This window comes from Komagataeibacter saccharivorans, from assembly GCF_003207825.1.
Classification (GTDB): domain Bacteria; phylum Pseudomonadota; class Alphaproteobacteria; order Acetobacterales; family Acetobacteraceae; genus Komagataeibacter; species Komagataeibacter saccharivorans.
In genome coordinates this window covers 1-1337 of the sequence record NZ_NKTY01000077.1, presented here as the reverse complement: position 1 = coordinate 1337, position 1337 = coordinate 1, and the positions used below count along the sequence as shown (strand labels likewise).

Sequence of the window (1337 nt, the reverse complement as noted above, 5' to 3'; positions counted from 1 at the left end):
CAGCCTGTCGGGTTGGGCATTTTGCGGCTGATAACGCCGAGGCTGACCCGGCTTATGCTGCCTGAAGCCGTGCCATTCTTTTGCAGTTGTATGCGAGAGCGACGAGGGTCCATTCAGTCGTGACTTTTGCAAGGCCACGCAGACTGAATCTTCTGAAGCCCATGATGCTTTTGATAATTCCAAAGACCGGTTCAACGGTCTGTTTTCGTAGTCTGTAAATATTTCCGGCTTTTGTGGTTTCCAGTTTTTTCTTCATGGCAAGCCGCCAGGGTTCGGTGATCCGGCGTGGTTCCCTGTTTTCAGGAGGTGGTCGGAAGTCATAAGGCCTGCGGGCACAGGGCCGTCCGATGGCGACCAGCGGATCAATGCCTTTTTTCCGCAGGTCCCGGACCGCCTGCCCGCTGGCGTAACCGGTGTCGGCAAGCACTGTCTTTGGGAGACCGATCGTGTTTTCCATCGACAGCACGGTGCTGGCAAAGGATGGCGCGTCCGCTGACGTGGCGACAACGTCGGTTGTCACGATCAACTGACTGCCTTCGGCGCAGACCACGGCCTGGGCATTGTAAGCCTGCCGGAACTCGTGGGCGTCCGAACGCCGCATGAGGCGGCTGTCGGGATCGGTCAGACTGATCTGCCGGTCGGGTGGTGGTTCATCATCCGGCGGTTTCGGCGCCCGACCGCGACGCCCTGTTTTTGCGTCATACATCGCCTTCTTTTTCTCGTATGCCGGTCGCGCCGCCTCGGCCTGCGCTTTCGCATCTGCTTCCAGCCGGGCGCAGGCTTCGTCCAGCTTCGCTTTCAGTGTTTCCCGTCGGGCAAGCTCTTCTGGCAGGGCCTGCGGATCTCTGTCTGTGGCATCTGCGTGCTCCGCCTGGTCCATCAGTTTCGCGATATCCACCGCCAGCTGTTCGCGCAGTGCCCTGATCCGGTCGTAGCGCAGGGAACGGTATTTCGAAGCGTCGGCATCAATTTTCGTGCCGTCAATCGATACGACACCCAGACGCAGCAGACCCGTCTCGCGCGCCAGAAGCAGGACCTGCGCAAATGCAGCTTCAATGGCTGTCCGGTTCGTCCGGCGGAAGGTCGCAATCGTATCATGATCCGGATGCAGGTTCGCCGCCACGAAGCGTACCCCGATGTCGCGATATGTCGCCCGCTCGATCCGGCGTGAGGAAAACAACCCGTTCGCATAGCTGAAGATCAGAAGGGCCAGCATCAGGCGCGGATGATACTGCGCCTTGCCTCCCGTGCGCACTGGCACGCAGAACGCACTCATCGGAACCCGCTCAACAGCTGCGACAATGAAATGCGCCATATCGTCAGCCGGAAGCCACGAC

General features: G+C 59.7%; 1 protein-coding gene. It reads right to left on the bottom strand.

What is annotated here, in order from left to right:
• Positions 1 to 52 precede the first annotated feature (52 nt).
• Positions 53 to 1337: IS1182 family transposase (locus CFR79_RS15375; protein ID WP_110548462.1), on the bottom strand; the 1285-nt coding region annotated here is incomplete at its 5' end.